Raw genomic sequence first — 21,103 nt, 5'->3', positions numbered from 1 at the left:
GAGCAGGGCCCAGTGACTTAGGCAAATCCTGCGGCACATACGTGAAGTTCGGAGTACAACAGTCTTCATGCTGCCTTTCGCACGGATGCTCGACCAGTGCAAGAAGGACGGGTGGGCGGTAGGTACCCTCTCGTTCTCCCTGGTTCGCTGGGAGGCCGACAGGCTTGGGTATCAAGAAGTACCTATTCGTCGGGGTGGTCCGCCGATTTCCACCCTGAAGCCGCACGATGCGCGCGAGGCCCACGCCCCCTCCCTCAGTGCGGTATACGGCAAGGGTGATCAGCCCCTACATACTGATGGAGCGCATCTAGCCAACCCCCCGGATTTGATCGCACTCCATTGTGGCGGCGTGAACGAAATCCCCACAAAGGTTCTCCCATTGATAGGGGACCTAAGCCCCGGGTATTCAGCACGGATTCATATGACGCACGGAATATTTCTGGTGCAAAATGGTCATGACAGTTTCTTTGCCCCGGCATATGAAGGGAATAGATATCGTTACGATCCGGGATGCATGACGCCGTGCGACTCGCGCTCACGCAGAACCGTCGATTACTTCGCAGGCCTGGCTGAGCGTGCGATTGAAATCTCTTGGGACGAGCCGGAGAAATTTCTTCTTCTGGACAATCGGCGCGTTCTCCACGGTAGACCAGCCGCAACCGAAGATCCGAACCGAGAGTTGCAACGCGTCTGCCTTTCTCTGAAAAGAGGTGCGGCGTGACAGCTCCGTACGACCACGGTGCGCTGTGGGTCAAGGCCAAACTATTCATCAACAGAGCCATGGACGAAGATTCCTCCAGGACTTTCGATGAGAAAGCCCTCTGGGCAGCCCTTGCGCTAGAATTGCTCGCAAAATCAGCCTTGTCTCGTGTTTCTCCTCTTCTTATCGCTGAACCGACCGAGGACGGGGGGAATCTCCTGATCGCGAGTGGCCTGGTTGAAGGTGACGCACGATTTATCTCGGTTCGAGCAAAGACCCTTTTTGCGCGCTGCCAGAGGGCTTTTAAACCCTTCAATCTGAAGGAAGCATCCATCATTACAAGCGCACGCAACGAGTATCTCCATGGGAGTGCTGTCGGATTTCTGGCCGTGCCGTCAAACGTCTGGTGGGCCCGCTACTGGGCTCAGGCATCCATTCTTGTCAATGCGCTTGACCGTGATATCGAAGAGTTTGTAGGCGACGACCGCGAGCCTACTGTAATGGCGCACCTTGACCAGAATGCAAAGAACGTCGAACACAGAACTGAAATGCTAATCGAGCGCGCTAAGCAGCGACTTTCCCAACACCTGGATGGGACCCTGCCCGCGCGCATCGCGGCGGAGTGGAAGCCTGGCCTTGACCGCAGTATCGGATTCACTCACCGTGGGATTCAATCTTGCCCTGCGTGTGGATCGAACGGGACTATCGAAGGGGATGACATAACTGACACTTCGGCGGAACTTGTCCAAGTGGATGAAGAAGACTATGAGGTAATAGTCAACATTATCGTGGCGGCAGAGTATTTTAGCTGCAGGAATTGCCAACTGGTGCTCGATCGATATGAGCTAATTGAGCAGGCTGGCCTGCCAACTACTTTCGAGACCGAAGGTGACTCCGAGGACTATCGGGAGCCTGAATATGGGAATGACTAGAAATGGAACTCTCTGCTTTGTTTACACAAAATTGCGTCCATTGTGAGACCGGACGGAGGCTGTGCGGTCACCGTCGAGCGCATCTGTGACGCGTCGTGCGAACGTTGCGGTCATAAGATTCTCTATCTCGCTTCGCCTTGCCCAGCGGAAATCACTGACCTCAGGATTCAAGGCCAGTTTGCCGGACACGATTCGACACAGGAATACCAAGGCCAAGACGCCAAGCTTCATATTCTTGTAGATTCCTGTAAGTCGAATCGGCTCGACACTGAGGCCCGACTCCTCAAATACTTCGCGCTGTAGGCCGTCTGCGATGGTCTCGTCTATTTCAAGAACTCCGCCTGGCGGTTCCCAATGGCCGTTATCGCGGCGGCGGATGAGGAGGACTTGGCCCTCGTCGTTGACGATGACGCCAGCGACGCTGACGGAGTGCTTGGCGGATTCGGTCATGAGATGAACTCGCGGCACAGCGCGATGGTGGCGTCGTCGTACTGCTTGCCGCGGAAGGTGCCGGGGGCGGTGGCGTTCTCGGCTTCGCGGACTGCGGCGACGGCGGCGGCGGGGCCCTCGGCTTCGGCGACGTCCATGACGCGGGACCACGACCAACCGTAGCGCTCGACGAGGCGGGACATGCCGTCGGTCATCAGGGCCGCGCGGCGGACGTCCGCGGCGTTGAGGGAGCCGATGACCGCGTGTTCGGCGGCCTCGGGCTTGGTGCTGGCGACCCAGAACCCTCCGGGCTGGTTGCGGGTCTTGCGCAGGTCATCCTGTGTGTAGCCGGGAAGGTGCTTCGTCGCGTCGTCGGTGTACGCCTGGACCTTGCCGTCCGTGGTCTCGATGACGAGCGGCGAGTCACACAGGACGAGGTAGTCCACCGTCTCGCCCTGGTGGCGCAGGAGCGCGACCGTGGTGGACGGGCTACTCGTGTTCGTCAGGTCGCAGGTGTCGGCGTGCATGGCGCAGACGCGTTCGATGGCGCCGGCCAGGATGGACGTCAACGATGCATCCGGCTCGGTCACGATGGCGGTCGCCAGTTGGGTCCCGAGGCGCTTGACCAGCCATGGGACGTCGTGGATGCACCCGGACTCGCTGAGTTGCGTTGCTCCGTCGAGGACGACGACGAACCGTTCCCCCGCGATGACGAAGTCGTCGTTGATCCCGCCCGGCGTCGGAACGCTGGTGTAGGTGACCTGCAAGGTTCTTCCTGTCTACTCGGGTGCGGGGAACTCGTAGCAGAACACGTGGCGGTCGCCGGCGACCACTGACGTCAGTACTTCCACGGGGCCTTCCGCGGTGAACGCGATGCGCCGGAGTTCGGCCACGGGGATGCCGGGCGACAGGCGGAGAGCCTTGGTCTCATCGGGCGACGGCATGCGGATCGCGATTTCCTCGCGGAAGCGCTCCAGCCGGTGGCCTTTCTCCTCAAGGCGTGCGTAGCTGCCTCCGGGGCCCGTGTCCTCGGTGCGGATCGCGGTGTCCTGGACGGTCGGCAGTTGGTAGTAGCTGTCGGCGATCTGCGTGGGTTCGTCGTCGACCCAGTTGCGTCGGCGCCGTACGAACACCTCAGTGCCCGGCTCGATGCCGAACCACTCGGCGACCCACTTCGGCGCGGGGACGTCGGCAAGTTCCAGGATCTCTTGGCCCCAGCGACGTCCCTGGGCCTCTATCTCCGCCTCGAACGCTGCCTTGCCCTCGGCGCGCGTTTTGCGTGAGAAGCGGTGCGAGCCCATGTGGATGGTGGGTGGCTGCTTCTTCACGAACACGCCGCGGCCGCGCTCGGAGACGACCAGGCCCTCTTCCTTCAGCAGGCGTACGGCCTGCCGCGCGGTCGTCGGCGACGTTCCATACGTCGCGACCAGCGAACTTTCCGAGGGCAGCGGCTGCCCCGGCTCAAGGTCTCCGCTGACGATCTGCTCGCGCAACTCGTCGGCGATCTGCCGCGACGGCGGCCGCGGGTCGGTCGGATCAATGCCCATGCGAGCCATCGTAGGGCGACTTCCCTAGTGAGGTATTGCGGCAGTCGGAGTTGTCGCGCTACGGTGACGTCACTACCTCACTAGTGAGGCAGTGACGTAGCGGTCTTCGGGTCGCTGTGTCTGCTCTGAGCTGCACTTCTGCATGGCGCCGAGACCGAGCGACCGGCAGGGAAGGCGGCATTGGCGCGCCGCACGCCCGTCGGGACAGCGCGTTCCTTGAGAACTCAACAGAGTGACGAATGACCACAGACACGAGTGCTTTTGGTCCTCGATCCGCGCCGATCCCGGTCGCGGGTCGGGGGTCATGGCCACTCGTCATACGTGGCGAGGCGCACTGAGGTGCGCCGGGGCGGTCGCCGTCCGGCCAAGGTCCGGCGGCCGCCCCGTGGGTCACCTCCTGAAGAAGAGGAGAGCGACTTGCGAACCATTGTTGCGGCTTCCCCGGCGACGTCGGGGACCGAATACGCCGAGTTGGTGCTCGGCATCGACCCGGTTCTGTTCATGGGGCCCGCGGTCGAGTCGGAGTCGGAGCGCGCGGCGCGGCTGGATGTCGCGTACGACGTGCTGTCCGACCTGTGGCGCAAGGACGTCGAGTCGGCGGCCTACGCGACCACGTTGGTTTTGGCGGCCTCGAAGTCGCGACCGTCGCCAAGCGTCGGCCGGCCGAGCGGCGGTTACCGCGTCTGTGCGTACGGCGCGCAGCTGCGCGGCGGCCGGATCGGCGGTGCGCGATGGCTGTGACGCTGATTCGCCAGGCCGAGCCGGCCGCGGGCACGGCTGGCGCCTACGCGCTGGCGGACGAGGCGGTCAACCGGCTGCTGCGCTTCCGTCAGCAGGTAGGCAGGATGACGACGCTCGTCGCCGAGCTGGAGGCGCGGTACGGACCGGCCGAGGGCTGGGACACGCGCACGTGGGACGAGTACGAGCACCGCACGGAAGCCGCGGCCTGGCGACAAGCCGCGGGGCTCTTCGGCGGTGGGGAGTGAAGCGGCCGCCGAGCCTGGCACAGATGGCGACCCCGGGGCCCGCGCCGTTATGGACGCCCGAGCCGACCGGATTGACGGCCGCGCTGGATGCCAAGGCTCACGCCACACAGGTTGTGGACGAAGCCGAACACGCCGCGCGTGAGCTGTTGGTCCAAGCGGAAGCCGAGGCCGACCGCGTACGTGCCGAAGCGGCCGCCGATCGGCGTTCCGCCGAGGCCGTGCTCAAGCAGGCGGAGACGGCCGCCGCGATCGCTCGCGACGAAGCCCGGCAACAGACCGTCGCGGGGCGAGAGTTCGTGGCGCGGGCTCGGCAAACCGCCGAGACGATCGTTGCCGAGGCCCGGAGCACCGCGGACACGGTCCGCGAGGACGCTTCGGCGACCGCGGCGCGTGTTCGCGGTACGGCCGACACCTACGCCGCGCGCGTCCTCGACGAAGCCGAGAGCGACAAGCAACGCGCTCAGGCCCTCGTCGACGAGGCCCGCGGCGAGACCAAGCGCATCGTCGACGACGCACACGCGGCAGCGAGCGGCATCGTCGACGAGGCCAAGCGGCGGGCTGACGAGGCGGCCGTGACCGCGAACACCGAAGCTGAGCGCGTTCGCGCCGAAGCCGAGGCAGCCGCAGACGCCTTGCGCGCTCAGGCACGAACGGCCGCAACCCGGATCACCGCCGAAGCCACCCGCGAAGCACAAGCCGAGCGGGACCGGGCCTCGGCCGCGCTTCACGAGGCCGAGGCGATCCGCGCGGCCGCCGACGAGTCGCGCGCCGAACTCGCCACGAAGCTTGACCGGTTGCGGTGGCGCACGAACGTCCTCGGGCGCGTGCTCCCGTTCGTCGCGCTTCTCGCCGCGGTCGCGTTGACCGCGTCCGGCGAGTACCACCTGTACACCTGGGCGGGCTTCGGCTTCTTCGCCGCGTTCGGTCCGGTGTGCATCGACGCGTACGTGATCGCCGCGTTCCGGCGCCGACAGGAAGTCGGATGGGCGATCACGGTCATGGTGCTGACGAACGTCACGGTGCATCTGCTGCCGGTGCTTCCCGGCGGGTGGGTGCACATCGTGATTCGCATCGCGGTTGCTGGACTCGCTCCCGTCGTCCTGTGGCGGGTGCATGAACTCCTGCACGACGGAAGCGCTTCCCACCCCGCTGACCAGCACGGGAAGCACCCGGAAACGCTCCCGGCCGACGTCGCTCCGGTGCTTCCGGAAGCAGTCTCGGCGACGACCGAGCGCGCTCCCCGGGAAGCACCCGCCGCACCGTCGCGGCCGACCGCGGCCGCTCCCCGCAAGGCGCCGCGTCCGGCCGCGAAACCGGCCGCGCCAGCGTCCGCCAACGGCTCGCGGGATCACGTCGCGGCCGCGCTGCAACTGCTCCGCGATCACCGCGGCGACGTGTCCTACCGCGCGGCTCAGCAGGCGCTCGGCTGCCGCTACGACACCGCCAAGGACGCCCTCGACGAGGCCAAGCGGCGCTACGTCGGCGGGGCGACCGTCCTGACTCTTCCTGTCCAGTCCGGCACCACCACCGCCGAGGAGGCGACACCCCGATGAACGTCAACAAGACCGCGATCGGTCCGCGCGAACGCTGGCAGAACGCGGCGGCCTGCCGCGACACCAGCGGCGGCAGCGCGTACGCCGAGTGGTTCAGCGAGCCGGACGACGTCCGCGAGTCCGACGCGGCCCGCGAGATGCGCGAGCGCGCGGCGAAGTCTCTGTGCCGGTCCTGCCCGGTCCGCCGTGACTGCCTCGTTGCGGCGCTGGAGGAGCACGACGAGCACACCATCCGCGGCGGGCTGACCGTCGAGGAGCGCCGGGCGCTGCGGCGCAAGGTGAACCGCACGGCCGCCGAGGTCGCCAAGGCCGCCTGACGGCCGCGCAAGCACAGCCACATCTCTCGTGCGGGGTCCGGACTCGACCGGACCCCGCTTCTTCTTGGAGGACTGCCTTATGGCTCGCCGTGCCCTCGGCAACGCCCGTCAGATCCTGATGGACCCGGAGTTCATCAACCCGGAGTCCATCCGCACGTACACCAACGCCGGCCGTGAGCTGCTGCGCGACGTCTCCGTTGACCTCGCGATCGGCTCCGAGCTGCTGCGCGCGGTGCTCAAGGAAATCCCCGTCCTGAACTCGAACGTGCCCGGCGGGGCCCGCGTCCGCGCGTTCACCATCGCGCGGCACGTCGACATCGCGGCCGAGGAGTCCAAGGCCGCGGCTGCGCGCATGGCTCAGTGCTACGCGGCGTTCCTCAAGCACTTCGCGCCCGAGCTGGAGGCGGCCGGCCACAAGAGGCCGGCGCCGAAGTTCACGTTCGCGTCCTGATCGCCCCGACGACTCCGAGAGGACTACCGGAGCAATGACAGCAAGCAACTCCCTCCGCAAGGAGAGCGCGGACGTCGGCGCCCAGATGGCCAAGTGGGTTGCCGCGCGTACCGCGCCGTTCCTCCCGCCGTGGCTGATCGTCGGCGTCCTCGGCGGTGCCGCGGCGCTCGGTCACGCGCACTTCGAGGACAACACCGCGGCGACCGCGGTCATGGGCGCCGCGTCGACGGCGGTTACGGCCGCGACGTGGCAGGAAGCGTCCCGGCGTTCGCCGCGTCTGCGCGGGCACGCCACGGTGACCGTGGCGGCCGCGACCGCGTACGTCACCGCGGGCACCGTGGCCGGTCCGCTGACTGGCGGTGTCGGCACGATGTACGCGATCGGCGGGGCGGGTCTCGCCCTGTCGTGGAACGTCCGGTACGCGCTCCGCAACTCCGCCGAGGCCGACGCGGCGGGCGGAGACAAGCTGCTCGACATGGTTGGCATGGCCAAGGCCAACGTCGTCAAGGGCAGTGTTGAGGGTTCCCGCGTTGAGGCGACCCTCCAGCTTGAACGCGGCAAGATGACCGCGGCCGACGCGCAGAACAAGGCCGGGCTCATCGCCTCGGCGGCTGGCATCCCGGCGACAGCGGTCCGCATGACCGCCGACCCGGACGACCACTCGCGCGTGACCATGTCGCTGGTCGCTCAGGACGTGCTGAAGAAGCCGATGCCGTGGCCCGGGCCGTCTGTGCCCGGCGGATCGGTCGCCAAGCCGATCGTCATGGGTGTCTGCGAGGACGGGCTCCCGCTGGAGTTCTACCTCCCGGGCGACCCGGACGTGCCGCGCAACGCGAGCCACATCCTGTGGGCGGGCATGAACGGCTCGGGCAAGTCCGAGGCGTTCCTCGTCTTGGCGCTGGAAGTCCTCACGCGTTCGGATGTGCTGCTGTGGGTCGGCGACCCGTCGAAGGGACGTCAGACCCTCGGCGACATCGAGTGCGGCCTCGACTGGGTGGAGACGACGCCGAAGGGTGTCGAGGCGATGCTCGAAGCGTTGCCGCATGTCATTCGGGCCCGCGCCGATCAGCTCGGGCGCCTCGGCTACAAGCAGTGGGTCCCGGAGTGCTGGACGAAGCACCGCATCCCGCTCGTGGTCGCGCACTTCGAGGAGGCGGCCGACAGCACGGTGTCGGACAACCCGAACCTCAAGCCGATCGCACAGCAGGCCCGGTCCGCCGGCGTCATCCTGTCGGTCAGCCTCCAGCGCGCTTCGGGCACGAACATGGACACCGACGTCCGGTCGGAGTTCGGCACGGGCTTCATGTTCGGCTGCCAGAAGCCCGTGGACGCGACGTTCGTCCTCAACGACGAGACGATCGAGGCCGGGGCGAACCCGCAGGCGTGGAAGAACAGCAAGCCGGGCTCCTGCTACCTCCAGAGCCCCGGCCGCACCCTCGGCCGTTGGGTCATGCCGAACCGCACGTTCCGGCTCGACCCGAGTGAGGACGGACGCCGAGAGATCCGCGAACTCATCGCGATCTACAAGGGCATCCGCGCCACGGCCGACCGCGTCACCGCCCGCGCGGCGGGATCGGTGTACGCGGCATACCGCGCGCAGGCCACGACCAAGGCCCGGGAAGCCCGCGCCGGCGTCCCGGCCCCACGCGCCGACATCACCTTGCGCGACCGCACACCGGACCGGCTGCCGGAGGCTGAAATCGTGGACACGCCGTTCAACATCGGCGACGACGACCAGCCGCGCCACCACTACTCGGATGGCGAACTCGCCGCGATGGACGACGCGCAGCTTGCAGCCGCTATGCACGCGTCCGGCGACGATGACGGGCTTGTCGTCGACCCCGACGAGGAGTTGCCGCCGCTGCCGGACGGCGCCGAGTCGATCGCCCTCGGCGAGACGTCGCCATTCCCGCGGCGCGAGCTGAACGAGGACGAGGCGTACGCCGAACTCCTCGCGCTGGTCGACACCCTGGAGGCCGCCGGCCACACGGAGATCGGCCCGCGGAACATTACCCGGCAGTGGCAGGGACGTTCCCGTTCGTGGGTGTCCCGGACCCTCAACCGGCTCGCCGACGAGGGCCGTCTCCGCGAAACGCCGACCGCCGGACGCTACGAAATCGTCCCGGTCGAGGGCTACGCCGCGTAACTGTGCGCCGAAACCGTGCGCACAGTGCGCACGGCACGCACACCCCCGCACCCGCGTACGCGCCCGCATAAAGGCCCGCACGCGCCCGCGCACACCAGCGTGCGCACGCTCACGCACACCTCACCCAACGTCACCAAAACCCGAGGAGGGTCGCTCCGCCATGGCCGAGTTCTACATCGAGTTCAAGGACGCCGCGGGCAGCAGCCACGGCAGCAAGTACTACAGCGAGCCGAACGACGCGGCCGCGCTGACCAAGGGACAGAGCCTGCTCTCGTCCGAACACCGCACCAACAAGCGCGTCGTCGTCGCCACGGTCTACCACCGGACGCTCTTCAACGACCGCGCGAACGAGGTTGCCGAGCTGAAGGTCTGATCTCACCCCGGGGCGGCCGTCCCAACCGCCAAGAAGAGCCGGCTGCCCCGGGGCCCCTGTGTCCGCTAGCGAGTACAGGAGAGCCCCAGCATGCTCATGAACCACCGTGAAATGTCCAGCCTGACGGGACGCGGCCGGTGACGGCCACGCCGCGGGTGCTGTCGCTCGGCGCGGGTGTCCAGTCGACCGCGCTGCTGTTGTTGTCGGCCGAGGGCGTCATCCCGAAGTACGACGCGGCGGTGTTCGCCGACACGGGTTGGGAACCCGCTTCGGTCTACAAACACTTGGACCGCATCGACCGAGAAATTGCACAGCCGGCCGGGATCCCCATCCTGCGTGTCGGCCGCGGGAACATCCGGGACGACGCGTTGAACCCGGAACACCGGTTCGCATCCATGCCGCTGTTCGTCAAGAACCCGGACGGCAGTGGCGGGCTGGCCCGACGACAGTGCACGAACGAGTACAAGCTCAAGCCGATCAAGGCAGCGGTCCGTGCCTTGCTTGGCGCGAAGGTTTCCGAAGACGGCTCGATCGGTAGGGCCCCCGCTGGCAGGCACGTCAACCAGTCGATCGGCATCAGCATCGACGAGTTCGAGCGAGCCAAGGACGCGGACGTGCAGTACGCGCGGAACAAGTTCCCGCTGCTCGACCTGGGCATGTCACGCAACGACTGCCGCCGCTACCTGACGACCAACGGCCTTGGCGACACCCCGAAGAGCGCATGCATTGGTTGCCCGTTCAGCGGCAACGCACGATGGCGTCGCATGCGCGACGAGAACCCCGACGAGTTCGCCGACGCCGTCACGTTCGACCACGCGATACGCGGCGGCGGCGCCAGCGCGAACGCCAAGGGCAAGACGCTGCGTGGCAAGGCGTACCTGCACCGCGCGATGGTGCCGCTCGACGAAGCACCGATCGACCGTGTCACCCGCGGCGAATGGAAGTCGCGACAGGTCGATCTGTTCGATGCGGTCGCCGACCAGCTCATGGAAGACGGAGACCCGGACGGCTGCTCGCCCTGGGCCTGCCGATCAGGCACTCCCGTCGTCGACGCTGCCTAACCCGCCGCTCGCCGTGGCCCCGGAAGCCCGTTGGCTTCCGGGGCCGCGGGGGACGGCCGGAAGGACTGCCCTCCCGCATCGCATCCGAGCACACCGACGACTGACAAGGAGTCAGCATCGTGGGCACGAACTCGACGCACATCACCGTGACCGGCAACCTCACGCGGGACCCGGACGCGGGCTTCACGGCCTCGGGCGCGTTCTTCGCCCGGTTCTCCATCGCGGTCACCCCGCGCAAGTTCGACCAGCAGTCGAACCAGTGGAGCGACGGCGAGACGACGTTCTGGGACACCACCGCGTGGCGTGCCCTCGGCGAGCATGTGGCCGAGTCCCTGCACAAGGGCGACCGCGTCATCGCGACCGGCACCGTTCGCACGCACCGCTGGAAGGACGAGACGTCCGGTGAGGTCCGCTCCCGCGTCGTCCTCGAACTGGAGGACATCGGCCCGTCGCTGACGTGGGCGACCGCCACCCTCACCAAGGCCAACCGCAGCAACGGCACGCCGCGCAACAGCAGCACGAGCGACGACCCGTGGGCCAACGGCCCGGGCGACGGCTGGGCTCCCGCGAAGACGGGCGCCGCCGAGGACAACCCGCCGTTCTGAACACGCCCCGGGGCGCCCGAACTCTTCTTGGCGGAAGCGGGCGCCCCGGGTCTCTTACCCGCCCCTCACGGGGCAGATCGGAGACCTTCAGCATGCACCGACCCGACGTCCGGCCGCGAGTGCTGGACCTGTTCTGCTGCGCCGGCGGCGCCGCACGCGGCTACCAACTCGCCGGGTTCCACGTGACCGGCGTGGACATCGCCCCGCAACCGAACTACTGCGGCGATGTGTTCGTGCAGGCGGACGCGATCGAATACGCCGCCGCGAACGCGCACCTCTTCGACTTCGTCCACGCCTCCCCACCCTGCCAGGACGCGTGCGCGCTGACGAAAGGCACCAACAAAGGCCGCACCTACCCGCGACTGATCGGCCCGACCCGTGACGTGCTCACCGCGGCCCGGGTGCCGTTCGTCATCGAGAACGTCGCCGGCGCCGAACTGCGCCGAGACCTGCGCCTGTGCGGCGAGATGTTCGGACTCGCCGTCATCCGACACCGGCTCTTTGAAATTCACGGCCTGTCCGTCCCGCAACCGGCGCACCGCAAGCACCGCGGCCGCGTCGCCGGGATGCGGCACGGCGAATGGTTCGAGGGCCCGTACTTCGCGGTCTACGGCGAAGGCGGCGGCAAAGGCACCGTTGCCCAATGGCAGACCGCCATGGGCATCGACTGGACGAACGTCCGGCGCGAACTCGCCGAAGCCATCCCGCCCGCATACACCCACCACATCGGACGTGCCGTCGCGGCGTATTTCGCGATGTCCGTCCTGGCCGCGTGAGGGGAAGCGGACATGACCTCACTCAATTGGCGCGACAACTCGCATTGGTCGGGCCGTCCCGCGCCGTGTGTGCACTGCGGCCGGCCGACGAACCTCCTCGACGACGATCGTCGGCACTCGCACAAGCTGTGTGCCGAGGCCGCCCTCGACGAAGCCAAGCGCCCGACGGAAGCGGTCGCGGACCGCAACCCGTTCAAAGCGGCCGCTCTCGCGTGGGCAGCGCGGGGGTGGCACGTTGTCCCGCTCGTGCCCGGCGGCAAGGAACCGGCAATCCGTGACTGGCCCGACCGGGCGAGCACCGACCGCGCGCTGATCGCGCGTCACTGGGAACGCGCGCCGTTCAACATCGGCATCGTGACCGAGCCGAGCCGCTTGGTTGTCGTGGACCTCGACATGCCCAAGCACGCCGAGGACAAGCCGAAGAAGGAGCCGTGGTCGGGCCTGAACGTCCGCCACGGCGCCGACGTGCTCACGGCCTTGGCGAAGAACGCGGGACAGCCCTTCCCGGACCGGACATTCGCCGTCACCACCCGATCCGGCGGCATGCACCTGTACTTCGCTGCACCGCCCGGACCGGCACTGCCGAGCACGGTCGAAAAGCTCGGGTGGAAGGTCGACACCCGGGCCCGACGGGGCTACGTGATTGCCGCTGGCAGCGTTGTCGACGGCCGTCCGTACACGGTCGCGCGAGACGTCGACGTGGCGCCGCTCCCGGCATGGCTGCTGGGCATCCTGCAGCCCGTTCCCGGGCCCGTCCGAGGGCCTGTGGCTCTTGGCGCGGTGCGTGTTGCGTCCGCCTACGCGGCGACGGCCTTGCGCAACGAGACGGCCAACGTGGCGAACGCGCCCGAAGGCACCCGTAACACCGCGCTTGTCCGGGCCGCGCGGGCTTTGGGACGGCTCGTCGTATCCGACGACATCCCGCGCGCAGTGGTGGAAGACGCTCTTAAGGAGGCAGCGGCGGCAGCCGGGCTGTCTGACGCCGAGAGCATTCCGTCCCTCCGAAGCGCGCTTGACTGGTCGATCCGCAACAACCGCAAGGGGGCGGCGTGACCGAGCCCAATACCCCGCCCCTTAAGAGCGCTCTTCCTCCCGTGGACACCGGACCGCGAGTCGACGGCTCCGCCGTGCTTGATGAGGTCGAGGCCTTCCATCGTCGATTCAACGTGTTCCCGCTGGAAGCGGCCTACGTGGCCGTGACGTTGTGGGACGCGCACGCGCATTTGCTGGACTGCTTTGGGTCTACACCGCGGCTTGCTTTCCTCTCACCCGAGCCAGGGTCGGGGAAGTCGCGGGCGCTGGAGATCGTGGAGACGCTCGTTCCTCGGGCAATGCCTGTCGTCACCCCGTCTGCGGCCGCGCTGTTCCGCTCGGTCGGCGTGGACCTCGGCGAGCGTCCCACCGTGCTCTTCGATGAAGTCGACGCCGTGTACGGGCCCAAGGCCAGCGGAAATGAGGAACTGCGCGGGTGGTTGAACGCTGGCCACAAGCGCGCCGGCGTCATCCCGCGGTGCACCGGAGAAGGCGGAAACGTGACCGTGGTGCAGTTCCGGTGCTTCTGCGCGGTCGCACTCGCCGGGCTCGGCTCCCTGCCTGACACGGTGCTGACCCGCTCGGTCATCATCCGCATGCGCCGACGCGCACCGAACGAGCACGTCGAGCCGTTCCGGGACCGACTCCACACCGCGGAGGGACATGCACTGCGCGGCCGCTTGGCTGAGTGGGCCGACACCGTTCGTGAGCAAGTCGCGGAGGCATGGCCCGTGATGCCCGAGGGCGTCATTGACCGTCCGGCCGATGTCTGGGAACCGCTCATTGCGGTTGCGGACGCTGCTGGCGGGGACTGGCCCGAACGGGCCCGCGCCGCCTGCCTGGAATTGGTGACCGCGAGCGCGGCCAACGACAAAGGCTCAGTGGGGATCCGGCTGCTGACTGACCTGCGCGACACCGTGTTTGACGGAGCCGACCGCATGCCCACCGCAAGCATCATCAGCGCGTTGACCGCCATGGACGACGCGCCGTGGGGCGACATGGACGGACGCCCCCTCGACGCCCGCGGGCTCGCCCGTTGGCTCAAGGAGTACGTCACAGCCGACAACTCCCCGATCATTGCGCGAAACATCCGCACCACATCCGGGATGGTCGTCCGCGGCTACTACGCGAGCGACCTGTCCGACGCATGGGCGCGGTACTGCCCGCCCCTCTCCTGAGAAGCGCTACATCCGCTACGTCCGCTACATCGCAGGTCAAGCCCGTGATCGATGTAGCGGACAGCCCCACCTCATCTGCTACACGCCGCGCCATCCGCTACACGCGCGGCGAGGTCTCGTAGCGCATTCATCCGCTACATCCGCACCCATCTGCTACATCGATCATGCCTCTGACCTGCGATGTAGCAGATGTAGCGGATGTAGCGGACCTCAGAAGCGGGGGCCGCGCCCCTGCCATACCCGCCACAGGAGTGGTTGATGAGTCGCCCCAGGACGATGAAGCTGCCCGAGCTGCTGACGGAGCTGGGCATCTCCCGAGCGTCGTACTACCGCATGCGCGCCAAGGGCACCGCCCCGAAGTTCAAGAAGCTGCCGAACGGTCAACTCCGCATTCGGCAGGTGGACTTGGACGCGTGGTGGGCGGCACTCGCCGACTGACAACCCGCACGACACCACACGGGCCCGGTACGGAGCACATCCGTACCGGGCCCGACCCATGGGAGACGAGTCTTGCTGAAGCCGACATTCAAGGTCCGAATCTGGGAAATGCGCGTGCACCCGCGCGCGAAAGGCACGGTGTACGAAGTCCGTTGGAAAGTCGGCGACACCCCGTTCTCGAAATCCTTCAAGACGAAGGGGCTCGCGGACAACCGTCGCGCCGAGTTGATGAAGTACGTGCAGGACGGGACTGCGTTCGACGAGACGTCCGGTCTACCGATGCCGGAGGCTCGCGCTCTCGACGACGTCTCGTGGTATCGCCACGCCCGGGACTACGTCGAGATGAAGTGGCCTGATGCCCCGGCGAAGACCCGTACAACGTGGGCTGATGCGCTCGCCACGGCGACGCCGGCATTGCTGGGCCATGGTCGAGGCAAACCCTCCGCCGAAGCGCTCCGACTCGCGCTCTACGGCTGGGCTTTCAACCTCCACCGCTGGGACGAGGAACCGCCTGAGGACGTCGCCGAGACGCTCCGATGGGTTGAGAAACATGCCCTCCCGATGAGCGCCCTCGACGACCCCCTGATCATTCGGAAGGTCCTGACGGCGTTCACGAAGCGGCTCGACGGCGGCTCGGCGGCCGCCTCCACCGTCCAGCGCAAGCGCGCGATTTTCCACAACGCGCTTGGGTTTGCCGTGGAACTGCGGAGGCTGACTGCGAACCCGCTGAGTGCCGTGCAATGGACGGCCCCGAAGACTGCTGAACAGGTCGAGCCTGCAAGCGTGGTCAACCCCCGCCAAGCGGACGCCCTGCTTCACGCCGTGTACGCGCAGAGCGCGCGGGGTCGGCACTTGGCGGCGTTCTTCGGGTGCATGTACCACGCGGCCATGCGTCCGGCCGAGGTCGTGTGGCTGATGAAGGGTGACTGCGTGCTGCCGAAACGCGGGTGGGGCACGCTCAACCTCCGCGAGTCGCGGCCGCGTGTCGGGAAGATGTGGACCGACGACCGGCAGTCGCACGACAAGCGGACACTCAAGGGCCGCGCGAAGAAGGCCACGCGACCGGTCCCCATCCCGCCTGAGCTGGTTGCCATGCTGCGGTGGCACATCTACCTGCATGGGACCGCGCCCGACGGTCGACTGTTCCGCACCGCCCGGGGCGGGCTCGTGCAAGAGAGCGGCTACGGCGAGGTGTGGGCGACTGCACGCAAGCACGCCCTCACGTCTGACCAGCAAGGCTCGCCGCTCGCCAAGCGTCCATACGACCTGCGCCACGCGTGCGTGTCGCTGTGGTTGAACTCCGGCGTCGACCCCATGGAGGTCGCGCGGCGCGCCGGCCACAGCGTCAACGTGCTGCTGCGGGTCTACGCCAAGTGCATGCTCGGCGTCGTGGACCAGGCGAACCGACGAATCGCTGACGCGATGAAGCAGTGGCGCGCTGGAGAGGCATAAGACGCCTTCCGGAACGTCACGAGCCCGTACGGGATGGTGGTCTTCCGGAAGACCACTTAGGCACCGAGCTGACCAGCGATCGGGCGCCTGACGCTCTGCTCGCATTCCACGTATGTTCCACAGACCTTGATCCACCTGTGGAAAACGGTGAGACAAAGTGAGACAAGCCACCCATCTCGGATAGGCCCTCAACATGCCGGAAACGAAAGAGCCTCTGACCGCGAACATGCTGGTCAGAGGCTGTTTCGTAAGGGGTGGCGGGTGCAGGGTTCGAACCTGCGTAGGCATCAGCCGACAGATTTACAGACTGAAAGACGATCTCGGTTGGTCTGTGCTCGGGTGCAGATCAGACGGGTACCAGTGCCCCGGCCGCGCCGCCATCATCGTCGTCGTGCCAGTTCTGTGCCAGATGGCGTTCATTCTGCTGTTCACCGTCTTTATGACCACTGCGAACCTCATCAGGAACGGCTTGCGGGTCACCGCAGTAGTCCGCAGCCAGCATGCGAGTGTGCTCCGCATCCAGCTTCTTGGCGATCTCGGCGTCTCGACCGTCGACAGCCCGAGCGTAGTGCCGCGTCGTCACGCTCGCGTTCGAGTGGCCGAGGCGTGCCGCCGCCGCCATCACCCCGTGCCGGTCCGCCACCCAGGTGGCATGCGTCGCCCGAAGCGCGTGCGGCGTGACGTCCTTCAGCCCAGCACGCTCGACCGCCGGGTCGAAGTGGGCCGTACGCCAGGCGTTGTAATGCAGTGCCTTGCCGGTTCGGCCGACGAAGAGCAGGGCTGAACCAGCCTTGCCGACGTTACGGTCGAGGTGCGTTCCCAGCTCCCGGACAAGGAAGGCCGGGAGCGTGATCCGGCGGACTTGGTGGTTCTTCGGGGTGTCGAAGATCTGTTTGCCGGAGATCTCGGCGAGCGACTCGTCAACGGTGATGCAGCCGCCGTCAACGTCGACGTCGGAGCGCCGCAGCGCGAAGGCTTCCCCGATGCGGAGGCCGGCGAAGACGAGCAGCTTGACCAGGAGGTCGTGCGGCGCGTTCGTTGCCGAGACGAGGCGCTCGACCTCCGCGTCGGTCAGGATGCGCGGCTCAGGTTCCGGGAGGCGAGGGAGCTTGATCCCGCGGCACGGCGTCATGGAAATCAGGTCGTTATCGGCCGCGGATTGCATGATCTGGGCGAACACCCGGTACGCGGTCCGGATCCGCGACGCGCTCAACTTGGCCTTGTGCAGGCCCGCGATCCACTCCGCGACCGTGATGGGCCGAACGTCGCGGACGAGGTACGAGCCGAGACGCGGGTTGATCCACAGCCGGATCAGGCCCGAGTACAAGGCGCGGGTCTTGGGCTTCAGTTCCGGACTGGCCGCCGCGAACCAGCGCTCGCCCCATTGCTCAACCGTCAGCTTGCCGTCATCCGGGTCGCGCCAACGACCTTCGAGGATCTCGGCTTCCTTGCGGACCAACCACCGTTCGGCCGTCGTCTTGTCCGGGAAGGTCTTGTCGGCGGGACGCATCTGACCGTCCGGCCTGGGGTACCGCGCCTGGTAGCGCCCGGAGGGCAGCTTGCGAACGGCCCCGAAGCGACGCCGGTTGCCCTTGTTGTTCGCCATTACGCGGCCCTCCCCCGAACGATGACCATCTCGACCACGCCGGACGCGATGTACGCGTCAACGGCCGCTTGCTCGATCCGAACGTGTCGCCCGACGCGCACGAACGTGATGCGTCGCTCAGCGATCAGCCGCCGGACGAAGCGCTCCCCTACGTTCAGCCGTTCGGCGACCTGCGGGACCGTCAACAGCGGCCCCATCACCTTCGCCTTTGCCGTCATGCGGCCCTCCCCGTGATTGCCGAATCTCCGAGCTGTCCGTCGGCGCGCGCCTTGGCCGCGTCGAGGGCCCCGCGCCAGCGGACCCGTTCGGCGACCGCACGGAGGAGGCGATGGGAGATCGAGGGCACGTCCGGGTCACTCGGTCGGACGTGCTCCCACATGTAGCGATCCGGGTCGGTACCGCCGTCCATCTCGCCGAGGAGATCGAGAACCCAGGCCCGCCGTTCGTGCTTGTGATCCGCGAGGGTCTTGCCGGACCACTTGCGCGAGACGAGGACCCGTCGGCCGCCGTAGCCGAGATGGGTTCGGCGGTGGGCCTTGGCTTTGCAGTGGCCGGGTCGCATGCTGGCGCGGGCGTTCTTGGGCTGCACGCCGTAGCGGAGCCAGTTCGCGCACCCGGGCGAGCACGGCTCGTAGCGCAGTTCATCCATGAGCCGGTCGACGTGCGCCCGTTCGGTGTCGCCCGCCGGTTCATGGCACTCGTGAGCCGACTTGTTGAGGTACTTCGCCAGGTACCGGATGCAGCGCTTGGCGTCGTCGGAGCCGACGAGGACGCCTTTCGCGTCGACCTGGACGCCGAACCGGGCCACGTGCACGGGTTCCGCTGCCGGGTCCGCATCGAGGTCATCCAAGGCTTCATCCCAGGTCGCCAATGGGGCCCCGGTGTCCGGGTCGACGTAGGCGCCGAGATCCGCATCCCACACCGGCGCCGCGTCGTCGCCGTAGGCCGGTTCGTCGCACTGCGGCCACCAGACCTGTTGATACGTCGCCGCGGCGACCTGACGGAGTTCGGTTCGGGAGACCGTGCCCCGGATCGCCAGGTGGACATGCGGAGCAAGCCGCCGTTGGGGTTCGACCGCGGCGAAGTACTGAACGTCGAAGCCGACCAGGCGCCGCAGGTTCTGAATGAACCGGTCCACCAGCTTCGAGAAGTGCAGCGCGTCACGAGCAGCGCGCCGGTAGTCGTACGTCGTCGGGTCGACGGGTGTCCCGTCCGAGCGGACCCGGCCGTACGACGGCAGGGTGAGCGTGACGAACAACGAGGGCCGGAAGGTCTTCCCATCCGGGCCCGTGTACGCCTTGCCGACCGTCCGAGCTTCGACCGGACGCCGGGGCAGGTCCGCCACGTCCTGGCGGCGCCGGGTGGAACGGGTCCGCCGGTTGGGCTTGTCCGGGTCGACGTTGCCCCGCACCCCGGCGCGGGTGATCTCGTCATCGAGCGCCGCCAGGTCCGCGGCGAGCTGTTCGCGTTCCGGGCCGCCGGCCGCGTCGTGTTCCTTGGTGACGTCCGCGCGGATTTCGACCAAGGCGCGCTGCCAGTCGTTGGGTTCGTCCGCGTCGAGGGCCGGTTCCTCGGTCAGGTGCCATCCCTCACGGCACTGCGCCATCCGAAGCTGCCGCTTGCGCTCCGCACAGGTCGGGCAGACGCTCGCCAGCGTCGCCCCACACGGAACGTCGATGATCTCAATCTGACCGGTCACCACGTCCGTGCGCCGCAGCGCGATCGGGCGGATGCACACCCCGTGTTCGAGCGCAGCGGCCCGCACAACCTCCTTGGCGAGCGGCATGCGGGCTCGCTCCGCCCGCGTGGTCGGGCTCACCGTGCTTCCTTGTGGCGAACGTGCGTCCACACGGTCACCGGGTGCCCGTGGACGGTCCCAGCCGCGTCGTACGAGGTGTAGGGCCCCCGCGGACCGTCGACCTCCTGCGAGGTGACCACCGCGTCATCGAGCGCCAGCGCCCACCGCTCGACCTCCGACAGACCCGCGTCGACCGCCAGCTGTGCCAGGACACCCCAGACCCGATCGGCGTGCGACCAGTTGATCTGAACGCCGATCACGTCCGGCAGGCCCCGTCGCGCGGCGAGGAAGTCCGCCAGGCAGCGCAGCACGATCACGCCACGAGCGACATCGGCCCGGTTGTCGTTGCCGGTCATGCCGCACCCCCGAGCGTGTAGTCCCGCACCATCGCGTCAATGTCCGAGTCCGAGACGTACGCCGCGCGCACCCGCACCGGTTCCGGGTGCGTCTCCCGCTTCACGTAGCCCACGCCCGCGCCCACGTCCGGAATCGGCGAGATCAGGTCCGCCGTCGCGCCGCGGTCCCGGGCACCGAGGCCGAGCACCATGTCCACCTGCGCCGGTTCGTCGAGGCGGAGCGCGATCCGGTCCGGGAACAGGTTCCGCAGGTTCATGACCTCTTTACGCGGGTCCTGGAGCGCACCCAGGACGCAGAACCCGACGGAGCGGCCCTGGCTGGTCAGGGTGGCAATGGCCGCGTCCGCGCGCTTCCGCAGGTCCCGGTCCGGCTGGTAGGCCGTGAGGAACGCCAGCTCATCGACCATGACCACGACGAACGGGCAGTCCGCCGAGGGTTCGTGCTTGCGGACCTTGCCTGCGAACCGGTGCGCCCGCGCCGACATCTCGCGTACGGCGTCTTCCAGCATCTCGACCATTTCGGCCGCGTCACTGGAGTACCGCTGAAAGAGCGCACGGCCGTAGGAGAGTTCCATCCGCTTCGGATCGAGCGCCCACAGCTCGACCAGCCCCGCACGGGCCGCCGGCAACAGGCCACGGGTGACACCCCACAGAATCGAGCCCTTACCGGCGCCCGTGACGCCCGCGACCATCACGTGCGTGCCGTGGAGCCGAAGCACCCACGGCGAGCCGTCGTCACACCGCCCCAGGGCCACCGAGTCATACCGCGCCGGAGCAGGCGCTTTGACCGGCTCACGGTCCCGGACCCCAGGCAGGCCGGGCATGCCCATCGCGGCGGGCCCGAACGGCTTGTCCAACGGGTCGGACACCCAGGCCCGCAGCAGCACGACGCCCCGACTCGGGGACGAGGCATCGACGCGGAACACGCGCCAGGTGTGCGCGATCCCTTCCGTATGGTCCGCGATGTTGTCCGGGGTCTGCCCCGGCAGCAGCAGGACGCGGACGCTGTAGCCGTTGGGCTCCCGCTTGATCCGGCTGATCACCGGCCAGGCGTAGGAGAATTCCTCGTTGATCCGCTTGATCGGGTCCTGCTGCCACAACCCGATCGCCTTGGCCAGCAGCGGCCAGCCGCGCCGGACACGGCCAGCGAACGAGAAGTACCACCACCAGGCCAGGCCGACGCTGGCGAAGATGAACGCCGCCGCGACGAGGAACGAGCCGCCAGGCCCGAACTTCAGATCCGCCGCCAGGTAGAGAACGAAGATCGCACCCGCGACATACGCGGGCTTCCGCCAGTCCACCCCCGTGGACTTGTGCATGATGGGAACACCCCTTCAAAGATCGTCAGGTCTGTTGATCGGGGGGAT

Annotated in this window: 24 protein-coding genes; 16 read left to right on the top strand and 8 right to left on the bottom strand. The window is 67.6% G+C overall.

Annotated features, from left to right (window positions below):
- Window positions 1-67: 67 nt before the first annotated feature.
- Window positions 68-721 carry a Fe(II)-2OG oxygenase family protein gene (locus tag ABEA93_RS30245; RefSeq protein ID WP_345679019.1) on the top strand — a complete coding sequence of 218 codons (654 nt, stop codon included), beginning with the start codon at window positions 68-70 and terminating at the stop codon, window positions 719-721.
- Complete coding sequence (locus ABEA93_RS30240; RefSeq protein ID WP_345679018.1) at window positions 718-1,632, top strand: hypothetical protein; 915 nt, start codon at window positions 718-720, stop codon at window positions 1,630-1,632. The genes ABEA93_RS30245 and ABEA93_RS30240 overlap by 4 nt, the downstream gene beginning before the upstream one ends.
- 21 nt (window positions 1,633-1,653) lie before the next feature.
- Here the strand turns inward: ABEA93_RS30240 and ABEA93_RS30235 are convergent, their stop codons facing one another.
- The 3 genes from ABEA93_RS30235 to ABEA93_RS30225 are packed head-to-tail and all read right to left on the bottom strand — an operon-like array spanning window position 1,654 to window position 3,608.
- The gene (locus ABEA93_RS30235; RefSeq protein ID WP_345679017.1) at window positions 1,654-2,082 is read right to left on the bottom strand and encodes an NUDIX hydrolase; all 429 of its coding nucleotides are present in this window, start codon (window positions 2,080-2,082) and stop codon (window positions 1,654-1,656) included.
- On the bottom strand, window positions 2,079-2,828 hold the full coding sequence (locus ABEA93_RS30230; protein ID WP_345679016.1) for a protein phosphatase 2C domain-containing protein: 750 nt from the start codon (window positions 2,826-2,828) through the stop codon (window positions 2,079-2,081). The genes ABEA93_RS30235 and ABEA93_RS30230 overlap by 4 nt, the downstream gene beginning before the upstream one ends.
- A gap of 12 nt (window positions 2,829-2,840) precedes the next feature.
- A complete protein-coding gene (locus ABEA93_RS30225; protein WP_345679015.1) occupies window positions 2,841-3,608 on the bottom strand; it encodes a GntR family transcriptional regulator in 768 nt (255 codons plus the stop codon).
- A 417-nt stretch (window positions 3,609-4,025) separates the two neighbouring features.
- Here ABEA93_RS30225 and ABEA93_RS30220 point away from each other — a divergent pair, with 417 nt between their 5' ends.
- The 14 genes from ABEA93_RS30220 to ABEA93_RS30155 all read left to right on the top strand — a co-directional run bounded on the left by ABEA93_RS30220 (window position 4,026) and on the right by ABEA93_RS30155 (window position 15,976).
- Window positions 4,026-4,349: a hypothetical protein gene (locus tag ABEA93_RS30220; RefSeq protein WP_345679014.1), complete on the top strand. Its 324-nt coding sequence runs from the start codon at window positions 4,026-4,028 to the stop codon at window positions 4,347-4,349.
- Window positions 4,340-4,594: a hypothetical protein gene (locus ABEA93_RS30215; RefSeq protein ID WP_345679013.1), complete on the top strand. Its 255-nt coding sequence runs from the start codon at window positions 4,340-4,342 to the stop codon at window positions 4,592-4,594. Before ABEA93_RS30220 ends, ABEA93_RS30215 begins: the two co-directional genes overlap by 10 nt.
- Window positions 4,595-4,617: 23 nt before the next feature.
- On the top strand, window positions 4,618-6,147 hold the full coding sequence (locus ABEA93_RS30210; protein ID WP_345679012.1) for a hypothetical protein: 1,530 nt from the start codon (window positions 4,618-4,620) through the stop codon (window positions 6,145-6,147).
- Window positions 6,144-6,464, top strand: coding sequence for a WhiB family transcriptional regulator (locus tag ABEA93_RS30205; RefSeq protein ID WP_425585163.1), 321 nt, complete (start codon window positions 6,144-6,146; stop codon window positions 6,462-6,464). Before ABEA93_RS30210 ends, ABEA93_RS30205 begins: the two co-directional genes overlap by 4 nt.
- Window positions 6,465-6,543: 79 nt before the next feature.
- Entirely contained in the window at window positions 6,544-6,915 is a 372-nt protein-coding gene (traA, locus tag ABEA93_RS30200) for a plasmid transfer protein TraA (protein WP_345679011.1), read from the top strand.
- Between the two features lie 34 nt (window positions 6,916-6,949).
- The gene (locus ABEA93_RS30195) at window positions 6,950-9,061 is read left to right on the top strand and encodes a hypothetical protein (RefSeq protein ID WP_345679010.1); all 2,112 of its coding nucleotides are present in this window, start codon (window positions 6,950-6,952) and stop codon (window positions 9,059-9,061) included.
- 160 nt (window positions 9,062-9,221) lie between these two features.
- A complete protein-coding gene (locus ABEA93_RS30190; protein WP_345679009.1) occupies window positions 9,222-9,434 on the top strand; it encodes a hypothetical protein in 213 nt (70 codons plus the stop codon).
- A gap of 155 nt (window positions 9,435-9,589) precedes the next feature.
- A complete protein-coding gene (locus ABEA93_RS30185) occupies window positions 9,590-10,495 on the top strand; it encodes a hypothetical protein (RefSeq protein WP_345679008.1) in 906 nt (301 codons plus the stop codon).
- Between the two features lie 119 nt (window positions 10,496-10,614).
- On the top strand, window positions 10,615-11,100 hold the full coding sequence (gene ssb, locus ABEA93_RS30180) for a single-stranded DNA-binding protein (RefSeq protein ID WP_345679007.1): 486 nt from the start codon (window positions 10,615-10,617) through the stop codon (window positions 11,098-11,100).
- Between the two features lie 92 nt (window positions 11,101-11,192).
- Window positions 11,193-11,876 (top strand): DNA cytosine methyltransferase, encoded by a 684-nt coding sequence (locus tag ABEA93_RS30175; RefSeq protein ID WP_345679006.1) that lies wholly within the window; start codon window positions 11,193-11,195, stop codon window positions 11,874-11,876.
- Between the two features lie 126 nt (window positions 11,877-12,002).
- The gene (locus ABEA93_RS30170; RefSeq protein WP_425585168.1) at window positions 12,003-12,929 is read left to right on the top strand and encodes a bifunctional DNA primase/polymerase; all 927 of its coding nucleotides are present in this window, start codon (window positions 12,003-12,005) and stop codon (window positions 12,927-12,929) included.
- The gene (locus ABEA93_RS30165; RefSeq protein ID WP_345679004.1) at window positions 12,926-14,086 is read left to right on the top strand and encodes a DUF3631 domain-containing protein; all 1,161 of its coding nucleotides are present in this window, start codon (window positions 12,926-12,928) and stop codon (window positions 14,084-14,086) included. The genes ABEA93_RS30170 and ABEA93_RS30165 overlap by 4 nt, the downstream gene beginning before the upstream one ends.
- Window positions 14,087-14,344: 258 nt before the next feature.
- Entirely contained in the window at window positions 14,345-14,524 is a 180-nt protein-coding gene (locus ABEA93_RS30160) for a helix-turn-helix transcriptional regulator (protein ID WP_345679003.1), read from the top strand.
- Between the two features lie 75 nt (window positions 14,525-14,599).
- Window positions 14,600-15,976 (top strand): tyrosine-type recombinase/integrase, encoded by a 1,377-nt coding sequence (locus ABEA93_RS30155; RefSeq protein WP_345679034.1) that lies wholly within the window; start codon window positions 14,600-14,602, stop codon window positions 15,974-15,976.
- A gap of 346 nt (window positions 15,977-16,322) precedes the next feature.
- On the opposite strand, the gene ABEA93_RS30150 is transcribed toward ABEA93_RS30155, so the two are convergent.
- The 5 genes from ABEA93_RS30150 to ABEA93_RS30130 are packed head-to-tail and all read right to left on the bottom strand — an operon-like array spanning window position 16,323 to window position 21,055.
- Window positions 16,323-17,582 (bottom strand): tyrosine-type recombinase/integrase, encoded by a 1,260-nt coding sequence (locus ABEA93_RS30150; RefSeq protein ID WP_345679002.1) that lies wholly within the window; start codon window positions 17,580-17,582, stop codon window positions 16,323-16,325.
- Window positions 17,582-17,800 carry a helix-turn-helix domain-containing protein gene (locus ABEA93_RS30145; protein WP_345679001.1) on the bottom strand — a complete coding sequence of 73 codons (219 nt, stop codon included), beginning with the start codon at window positions 17,798-17,800 and terminating at the stop codon, window positions 17,582-17,584. Before ABEA93_RS30145 ends, ABEA93_RS30150 begins: the two co-directional genes overlap by 1 nt.
- Entirely contained in the window at window positions 17,797-19,401 is a 1,605-nt protein-coding gene (locus ABEA93_RS30140; RefSeq protein ID WP_345679000.1) for a replication initiator, read from the bottom strand. Before ABEA93_RS30140 ends, ABEA93_RS30145 begins: the two co-directional genes overlap by 4 nt.
- Entirely contained in the window at window positions 19,398-19,736 is a 339-nt protein-coding gene (locus ABEA93_RS30135) for a hypothetical protein (protein ID WP_345678999.1), read from the bottom strand. Before ABEA93_RS30135 ends, ABEA93_RS30140 begins: the two co-directional genes overlap by 4 nt.
- Complete coding sequence (locus ABEA93_RS30130) at window positions 19,733-21,055, bottom strand: FtsK/SpoIIIE domain-containing protein (protein WP_345678998.1); 1,323 nt, start codon at window positions 21,053-21,055, stop codon at window positions 19,733-19,735. The genes ABEA93_RS30135 and ABEA93_RS30130 overlap by 4 nt, the downstream gene beginning before the upstream one ends.
- Window positions 21,056-21,103: the final 48 nt, after the last annotated feature.

The sequence above is a fragment of the Yinghuangia aomiensis genome, from assembly GCF_039542225.1.
In the GTDB taxonomy this organism is placed as follows: domain Bacteria; phylum Actinomycetota; class Actinomycetes; order Streptomycetales; family Streptomycetaceae; genus Yinghuangia; species Yinghuangia aomiensis.
The sequence above is the reverse complement of the archived record's forward strand: the minus strand, read 5'-3'. Positions and strand labels throughout refer to the sequence as shown.

Coding starts and splice junctions, on each gene's coding strand:
- ABEA93_RS30245 (WP_345679019.1), top strand. CDS start 68: ATGCTGCCTTTCGCACGGATGCTCGACCAGTGCAAGAAGGACGGGTGG.
- ABEA93_RS30235 (WP_345679017.1), bottom strand. CDS start 2,082: ATGACCGAATCCGCCAAGCACTCCGTCAGCGTCGCTGGCGTCATCGTC.
- ABEA93_RS30225 (WP_345679015.1), bottom strand. CDS start 3,608: ATGGGCATTGATCCGACCGACCCGCGGCCGCCGTCGCGGCAGATCGCC.
- ABEA93_RS30215 (WP_345679013.1), top strand. CDS start 4,340: ATGGCTGTGACGCTGATTCGCCAGGCCGAGCCGGCCGCGGGCACGGCT.
- ABEA93_RS30210 (WP_345679012.1), top strand. CDS start 4,618: ATGGCGACCCCGGGGCCCGCGCCGTTATGGACGCCCGAGCCGACCGGA.
- ABEA93_RS30205 (WP_425585163.1), top strand. CDS start 6,144: ATGAACGTCAACAAGACCGCGATCGGTCCGCGCGAACGCTGGCAGAAC.
- traA (WP_345679011.1), top strand. CDS start 6,544: ATGGCTCGCCGTGCCCTCGGCAACGCCCGTCAGATCCTGATGGACCCG.
- ABEA93_RS30195 (WP_345679010.1), top strand. CDS start 6,950: ATGACAGCAAGCAACTCCCTCCGCAAGGAGAGCGCGGACGTCGGCGCC.
- ABEA93_RS30190 (WP_345679009.1), top strand. CDS start 9,222: ATGGCCGAGTTCTACATCGAGTTCAAGGACGCCGCGGGCAGCAGCCAC.
- ABEA93_RS30175 (WP_345679006.1), top strand. CDS start 11,193: ATGCACCGACCCGACGTCCGGCCGCGAGTGCTGGACCTGTTCTGCTGC.
- ABEA93_RS30160 (WP_345679003.1), top strand. CDS start 14,345: ATGAGTCGCCCCAGGACGATGAAGCTGCCCGAGCTGCTGACGGAGCTG.
- ABEA93_RS30150 (WP_345679002.1), bottom strand. CDS start 17,582: ATGGCGAACAACAAGGGCAACCGGCGTCGCTTCGGGGCCGTTCGCAAG.
- ABEA93_RS30145 (WP_345679001.1), bottom strand. CDS start 17,800: ATGACGGCAAAGGCGAAGGTGATGGGGCCGCTGTTGACGGTCCCGCAG.
- ABEA93_RS30135 (WP_345678999.1), bottom strand. CDS start 19,736: ATGACCGGCAACGACAACCGGGCCGATGTCGCTCGTGGCGTGATCGTG.
- ABEA93_RS30130 (WP_345678998.1), bottom strand. CDS start 21,055: ATGCACAAGTCCACGGGGGTGGACTGGCGGAAGCCCGCGTATGTCGCG.